Origin of the sequence: Streptomyces sp. SID4985 (genome assembly GCF_009863025.1) — a bacterium.
GTDB lineage: Bacteria > Actinomycetota > Actinomycetes > Streptomycetales > Streptomycetaceae > Streptomyces.
Genome location: NZ_WWIR01000647.1, coordinates 1 through 6,997, shown reverse-complemented (window position 1 = coordinate 6,997; position 6,997 = coordinate 1). Strand labels below are relative to the sequence as shown.

Here is a 6,997-nt window from a genome sequence, read left to right as displayed (position 1 = left end):
CCGGTGCGGCGAGAGTGCGTGCCGGGCGTCGCGACGGGGCGAACGTTGCCTGTTGCGGCACTAGCCTCGCTCAGCTCCTGGCCGACCCCAGAACGCCCCGCAGCTCCTTCGGCAGATGGGTGTCGCAGGACTGCCTCGCCTGGCCCGTCAGGGCGTCGTTCACGCACGTGTAGTAGTCGCGGTAGACGACCTTGACGGCGAAGAGCGAGGCGGTCATGCAGAGGGCCAGGGCGGCGGCGATCATGCCGCCGATCGCGGCCGTCGCCTGGGGGCGGCCGCTCGGGGGCGGCTGCGCGGCGGCGGGGGCGTCCGGGTCCGGGGTGCGGGGCTTGGCGCGCAGGGAGCTGCCGCCCCAGTACAGGGCGAGGGCGCCCAGGAGCAGCGAGACGTACGACCAGCCCAGGAGCACGAAGAAGACGGCCCACATGCCGGCCAGGAGCGCGTAGCGCGCGCGGCGCTGGGCCGGGTCGTTCAGGTCCCAGCGCTTCTTGTCCGGTCCGTCGCCGGGCCGCTCGGGACCGCTGCCGGGACGCTCGCCGAAGCCGCCCGGGGCGCGGCCGGGCTGCCGGTCGCTCCACTGGCTGCCCCAGGGCGAGTGCTGCCCCTGGCCGGAGCCCTGGGGACGGCCGCCCCACGGCGACCCCTGCCCCTCACCGGAATCCGGCCCCTCCGGGTGACGCGGACGCCACGGCTGGTCGGGGCTGCCCTCGGGAGGGGGCGCGAACGGGTTGTCGTCCTGCCGGTCGCCGCCCCGGCCGCCGTCGCCGCCCGTCGGCGCCTCGGGCGGCGTGGAGGGCCGCTCCCGCCGCAGCGTGAAGCCGCGCTCGGGCAGCACGGAGCCGCGCTCGCCTCCCAGGTCCGGACGCGGCGGGAACGTGAGGAGTCGCGGGCTGCGATCGGGCATCAAAGGAGCGTCTTCCCCTAGGTCATGACGTGGGCCACTGCTGAAAGCCGTGACGGCTGTCCGGCATGAGCTTCCGTCTCGTGAACGCACCGCGCCACCACGGCGTTCCCGAGCCGGTCCGGTGCGAACGCTACCTTCCGGCCACGCCCCCGTCCCGTGGGGGCCGTCCGGAGTGCCGGTATCGTTGCTGCCGACCGGCCGCTTCGTAGACTTCCCCGTATCCGGGGGCGCGAAGCATTCGTACGACCGCACAAACGCGACCGTACGGTCCGGTCGGACACATCGCCGTCCCGAGAACCGTCCCGAGAAAGGGCCCCATCGTGGCCGCCACCCCCGCCGGTCCAGCGGCCAAGCGCCTGGTCGTGCTGGTCTCCGGCTCCGGAACCAACCTCCAGGCCCTGCTGGACGAGATCGAGCGCGTCGGAGCGGAGGCGTACGGCGCCCGGATCGTCGCCGTCGGGGCCGACCGCGACGGCATCGAGGGACTGGCCCGCGCCGAGCGCGCCGGGCTGCCCACGTTCGTGTGCCGGGTGAAGGACCACGGGAGCCGTGAGGAGTGGGACGCGGCGCTGGCCGAGGCGGTCGCCGCCTTCGAGCCCGACCTCGTGATCTCCGCCGGGTTCATGAAGATCGTCGGCAAGGAGTTCCTGGCCCGGTTCGGCGGGCGGTTCGTCAACACCCACCCGGCGCTGCTGCCGAGCTTTCCCGGGGCCCACGGTGTGCGCGACGCGCTCGCGTACGGCGCCAAGGTCACCGGCTGCACCGTCCACTTCGTCGACGACGGCGTCGACACCGGGCCGATCATCGCGCAGGGCGTGGTCGAGGTCCGGGACGAGGACGACGAGAGCGCTCTGCACGAGCGCATCAAGGACGTCGAGCGAAGGCTGCTCGTCGAGGTCGTGGGACGGCTCGCCCGCCACGGCCATCGCATTGAGGGACGAAAGGTAGTTATCCAGTGACCGCCACCGCCGAGAGCACCAAGCGGCCCCTTCGCCGGGCGCTCGTCAGCGTCTACGACAAGACCGGCCTCGAAGACCTCGCGCGCGGACTGCACGGGGCCGGTGTGGAGTTGGTCTCCACCGGTTCCACGGCGGCCCGCATCGCCGCCGTGGGCGTCCCCGTCACCAAGGTCGAGGAGCTGACCGGCTTCCCCGAGTGCCTGGACGGCCGGGTCAAGACCCTGCACCCCAAGGTGCACGCGGGCATCCTCGCCGACCTGCGCCTGGACTCCCACCGCGAGCAGCTGGACGAGCTGGGCGTCGCGCCGTTCGACCTCGTCGTCGTCAACCTCTACCCGTTCCGGGAGACGGTCGCCTCCGGCGCCTCGCCCGACGAGTGCGTGGAGCAGATCGACATCGGCGGCCCCTCGATGGTCCGCGCCGCCGCCAAGAACCACCCGTCCGTGGCCGTGGTCACCAGCCCCGAGCGGTACGCCGACGTGCTCGCCGCCGTGCAGGAGGGCGGCTTCGACCTCGCCGCCCGTAAGCGCCTGGCCGCCGAGGCGTTCCGCCACACCGCCGCCTACGACGTGGCCGTGGCCGACTGGTTCGCCACCGAGTACGCCCCGGTGGACGACTCCCCGTTCCCCGACTTCCTCGGCGCCACCTGGGACCGCGCGCACACCCTGCGCTACGGCGAGAACCCGCACCAGCCCGCCGCGCTGTACGTCGAGCCGGGCGCCGAGGGGCTTGCCCAGGCCGAGCAGCTGCACGGCAAGGAGATGTCGTACAACAACTACACGGACACGGACGCCGCGCGCCGTGCCGCGTACGACCACGACGAGCCCTGTGTCGCGATCATCAAGCACGCCAACCCCTGTGGCATCGCGGTCGGCGCGGACGTGGCCGAGGCGCACCGCAAGGCGCACGCCTGTGACCCGCTGTCCGCGTTCGGCGGGGTCATCGCGGTGAACCGGCCGGTCAGCAAGGAGCTGGCCGAGCAGGTCGCGGAGATCTTCACCGAGGTCATCGTGGCGCCGGACTACGAGGAGGGCGCGCTGGAGGCCCTGACGCGGAAGAAGAACCTCCGCGTGCTGAAGGCCCCGCACGCCCCCGCCTCCCGCGTCGAGGTCAAGCCGATCGACGGCGGTGTCCTGGTCCAGGAGACCGACCGGCTCCAGGCCGACGGCGACGACCCGGCGCACTGGACCCTGGCCAGCGGTGAGGCCCTGTCCGCCGAGGAGCTGGCCGAGCTGGCCTTCGCCTGGCGGGCCTGCCGCGCGGTGAAGTCCAACGCGATCCTGCTCGCCAAGGACGGCGCCTCGGTCGGCGTCGGCATGGGCCAGGTCAACCGCGTCGACTCCTGCAAGCTGGCGGTCGAGCGGGCGGGCGAGGAGCGGGCGCGCGGCGCCTACGCGGCCTCCGACGCGTTCTTCCCCTTCCCCGACGGGCCCGAGATCCTGATCGGCGCCGGGGTCCGCGCGATCGTGCAGCCCGGCGGCTCGATCCGGGACGAGCAGGTCGTGGAAGCGGCGAAGAAGGCGGGCGTGACGATGTACTTCACCGGGACGCGCCACTTCTTCCACTGAGTTCCGCGGAGTTCCACCGAGTTCCCCCGCGTTCCACTGAGCGGGCATACGGCGAGGGCCGTGCCTCACCCGATCCGGGTGGGACACGGCCCTCGGTCGTACGACGTGCGGTCAGTCCTTGTGCACGACCAGCGTGCCCGCGACCTTGTCGTGCCAGCCCTGCTGGCGGCCCGAGTTGTCCCAGAAGGGGGACAGGTAGACCAGGAGCTGGCCGAGGCCGCAGCTGACGTAGCCCGCGGCGGTCGGGATGATCCAGCGGAGGAAGGACTTGAGCAGGCCGGGCTTCTGGCCGGTGTCGGCCCGCAGGACGCGGATGCCGACGGCCAGCTTGCCCAGGGTCGCGCCCACCAGGCCGACCATCAGCCACTCGTAGAGCAGGGTCGCGAGACCGAACAGGAGCGCGATCGGGAGGATCTTGCTCATCATGCCCTGGCTGGCGTTCTGCATGCAGGTGTCGTAGGCGGCCGAACCCACGCTGGAGTCGCACTCCTGCGCCGAGCTGACGGCGCCCGCGATGCCGATGGACGCCAGGACGATGTAGATGACCGAGATGATCGCGACATCGATCGCGCGGGCGCCGAAGCGGCGGCCCATCGAGGCGAGCCGGGGGCCGGGGCCGCCGGGCTGGCCGAAACCGGGCTCCTGCGGGTAGCCGTAGCCCTGCGGCGGGACACCGGCGCCCTGCGGGTAGCCGTACTGCGGCGGCACGCCCTGCGGGGCCTGGGGGTAGCCGGGCTGCTGCGGCTGGCCGTAGCCCTGCTGGGGGTCCTGGGGCTGGCCGTACGGGTTGTTGGGCGAGCCGAAACTCATGGCTGGATTTCCTCCGTTGACCTTGCGGGGACGACGCGGAAGGCACGGAGGAATGACACGTTATGAGCGGTTAGCCCCCCACCGGACCGCGGCTTGTGCGCCATTCATCGTTGTGGAGGCGCAAGATCTTGTCCACCCACATTCGCTATGTGTTGTGCAAGTGCAACATCAACGATCATCAGTGATCATCAGCGGACATCCCGGGGCGTGCGGGACGTGCGGGACGCCACTCCGCGAAGGGCCACCCGGATTGGAACCCGGGGCCCGTCATCCGGGAGGATGGGGGTATGACCGCCCAGATTCTCGATGGCAAGGCCACCGCAGCCGCGATCAAGTCCGATCTGACCGCCCGCGTGGCGGCGCTGAAGGAGAAGGGAATCACGCCCGGCCTCGGAACCGTCCTGGTCGGGGAGGACCCCGGCAGCCAGAAGTACGTCGCGGGCAAGCACCGCGACTGCGCGCAGGTCGGCATCGCCTCCATCCAGCGCGAACTGCCCGCCACCGCCACCCAGGAGGAGATCGAGGCGGTCGTCCGCGAGCTGAACGAGGACCCGGCCTGCACCGGCTATATCATCCAGCTCCCGCTGCCCAAGGGCATCGACGAGAACCGCATCCTGGAACTGATGGACCCGGAGAAGGACGCCGACGGCCTCCACCCGACCAACCTCGGCCGTCTCGTCCTCAACGAGCCCGCGCCGCTGCCCTGCACCCCCAACGGCGTCCTCACCCTGCTGCGCCGCTACGGCGTCGAGACCAAGGGTGCCGAGGTCGTGGTCGTCGGCCGCGGTGTGACCATCGGGCGTTCGATGCCGCTGCTGCTCACCCGGCGCAGCGAGAACGCGACCGTGACCCAGTGCCACACCGGCACCCGTGACCTGGCCGCCCACCTCAAGCGCGCCGACATCGTCATCGCCGCCGCGGGCTCCCCGCACCTGATCCGCGCCGAGGACATCAAGCCCGGCGCGGCCGTGCTCGACGTGGGCGTCTCCCGCAACGCCGAGGGCAAGATCGTCGGCGACGTCCACCCGGACGTGGCCGAGGTGGCCGCGTGGATCTCCCCCAACCCCGGCGGCGTGGGCCCGATGACCCGTGCCCAGCTGCTGGTCAACGTGGTCGAGGCGGCGGAGCGCAGTGCCGGCTGACGACGTGCGCGAGAACCGCGAGAACCGCGAGAACCGTGAGGACACGGAGACCCGCGAGGAGGCCGGGACGGTGCGGACACAGACCGAGAGCGCCCCTGCGGGCGGGCCCCGCAAGCGCCGCTTCCCGCTGTTCACCAAGGACACCGCCCGCCCCGAGGGCGGTGGCCGGGCCGCCCCCGGCGACGCCCCGGCGCCCGCCCGGCAGTGGCCCATGCTCGTTGTGCTGTCCCTGGTCGGGCTCGGTCTGCTGCTGACCGCGTTCGACCTGGTCCGCGTCGGCACCCTGTTGATCGGCCTCGCGCTGCTCACCAGCGCGGTGCTGCGCTGGATGCTGCCCGGCGTCGGCATGCTGGCGGTCCGCTCGCGGTTCACGGACATCGTGACCTACGGCATCCTCGGCCTCGCGATCACCCTGCTGGCGCTGATGGTCCAGCCGAAGCCCCTGCTGGTGATCCCGTTCCTCAAGGACGCCCTGCACTTCACGGTGTCCAAGTAGCGCTTTCCGTAAGGCGGTTGCGGCCGCTGTGGGCCGCTTCGGCCCGTGATGGCCGATGGGCTCGCCCCCTCCCCCGGCCGGGGGCGAGCCGCCGGGATTCAGCCTGGCCCCGCCCGGCGCGGCTGTTCAACGTCTGTCCGTCGGCTGTGGCACGGAGGTGACGGTTCCGCTACGGGTCCGCGCCCTGGGCTCCGCCGGTTCCGGGGCAGTTCGGGGGTAACGGCGCGAACACCCCGTAGCGGCCGTGGAACCGGGCTAACGTGGTGAAGGTGCGTGAAGGCGCCCATCGGGGTTGCCCCGTGGGCGGGGGGCGGGGCGCGCGCGACGGAGCGCGGCCCACGGGCGGATGCTTCCGTGCGCCCCCGGAAGGGGAACTGGGGTCCTCCGGCGGCGCATCCCTGTGGATGAACAGGCGACCGGACGCACCGGGCGGATCGACGGGGACCGCCCGGTTCCGGGCGCTGCCGTGGGGAGACGGCCTTCGCCGGGGGACGAGTGTGGGGGGAAGTGGCATGCCTCGTTGGAAACCGCTGCCGGACGATCTCGATCCGCAGATACGGGAGTTCACCGGTCAGTTACGGCGGATCGTCGACCGCGGCGGCCTCGGTGTCGCCGCCCTCGCCGACCGCACCGGCTACAGCAGGACGTCCTGGGAGCGCTACCTCGGCGGCCGCCTCCTCGCCCCGCTCGGCGCGGTCGTCGCCCTCGCCGAGGCCACCGACACCAGCCCGGTCCACCTCACCACCATGTGGGAACTGGCCGAACGCGCCTGGAGCCGCGCGGAGTCCCGCCACGACCGCACGATGGAACAGATCCGGATCAGCCAGGCTCGGGCGGCGTTGGGAGAGGCCCCGGTGCCGGGCGGCCCGGGCGGCACCGTCCAGGTGTCGGGGCCGGGCGAGACGGTCACCGATGCCGTTCCGGCACCGGGCGGCTTCGGCCCGGCTCCCGTGTCGGGTCGTACGGGTGGGGGCGACACCTCCGCGCCGGACGGCCCCGGCGCGGCTTCCACGCCCGACGGCATGCCGCACGCCAGCAAGGCGGCCGGGGTCGCCGGACCGGCGGGCGTGGTGCCGTCGATCCCCGTCCAGCCGACCGCGGCCGACAGGGACCGCGAT

General features: G+C 72.6%; 7 protein-coding genes. 5 read left to right on the top strand and 2 right to left on the bottom strand.

Going from position 1 to position 6,997, the window contains the following annotated elements:
• Positions 1–70: 70 nt before the first annotated feature.
• Positions 71–904: a hypothetical protein gene (locus GTW40_RS28280; RefSeq protein WP_161182978.1), complete on the bottom strand. Its 834-nt coding sequence runs from the start codon at positions 902–904 to the stop codon at positions 71–73.
• A 320-nt stretch (positions 905–1,224) separates the two neighbouring features.
• Here GTW40_RS28280 and purN point away from each other — a divergent pair, with 320 nt between their 5' ends.
• The gene (gene purN / locus GTW40_RS28275; RefSeq protein WP_161182977.1) at positions 1,225–1,863 is read left to right on the top strand and encodes a phosphoribosylglycinamide formyltransferase; all 639 of its coding nucleotides are present in this window, start codon (positions 1,225–1,227) and stop codon (positions 1,861–1,863) included.
• The gene (gene purH, locus GTW40_RS28270) at positions 1,860–3,431 is read left to right on the top strand and encodes a bifunctional phosphoribosylaminoimidazolecarboxamide formyltransferase/IMP cyclohydrolase (RefSeq protein ID WP_161182976.1); all 1,572 of its coding nucleotides are present in this window, start codon (positions 1,860–1,862) and stop codon (positions 3,429–3,431) included. Before purN ends, purH begins: the two co-directional genes overlap by 4 nt.
• A gap of 111 nt (positions 3,432–3,542) precedes the next feature.
• On the opposite strand, the gene GTW40_RS28265 is transcribed toward purH, so the two are convergent.
• Complete coding sequence (locus GTW40_RS28265; protein ID WP_161182975.1) at positions 3,543–4,241, bottom strand: RDD family protein; 699 nt, start codon at positions 4,239–4,241, stop codon at positions 3,543–3,545.
• A gap of 287 nt (positions 4,242–4,528) precedes the next feature.
• Between GTW40_RS28265 and GTW40_RS28260 the strand changes: the two genes are divergently transcribed.
• From GTW40_RS28260 to GTW40_RS33380, 3 genes are all read left to right on the top strand, one after another.
• A complete protein-coding gene (locus GTW40_RS28260; RefSeq protein WP_161182974.1) occupies positions 4,529–5,383 on the top strand; it encodes a bifunctional methylenetetrahydrofolate dehydrogenase/methenyltetrahydrofolate cyclohydrolase in 855 nt (284 codons plus the stop codon).
• A 70-nt stretch (positions 5,384–5,453) separates the two neighbouring features.
• Positions 5,454–5,879: a DUF3017 domain-containing protein gene (locus GTW40_RS28255; protein WP_161182979.1), complete on the top strand. Its 426-nt coding sequence runs from the start codon at positions 5,454–5,456 to the stop codon at positions 5,877–5,879.
• 512 nt (positions 5,880–6,391) lie between these two features.
• Positions 6,392–6,997: helix-turn-helix transcriptional regulator (locus tag GTW40_RS33380; protein ID WP_237525778.1), on the top strand; the 606-nt coding region annotated here is incomplete at its 3' end.

Coding starts and splice junctions, on each gene's coding strand:
- GTW40_RS28260 (WP_161182974.1), top strand. CDS start 4,529: ATGACCGCCCAGATTCTCGATGGCAAGGCCACCGCAGCCGCGATCAAG.
- GTW40_RS28280 (WP_161182978.1), bottom strand. CDS start 904: ATGCCCGATCGCAGCCCGCGACTCCTCACGTTCCCGCCGCGTCCGGAC.
- GTW40_RS28265 (WP_161182975.1), bottom strand. CDS start 4,241: ATGAGTTTCGGCTCGCCCAACAACCCGTACGGCCAGCCCCAGGACCCC.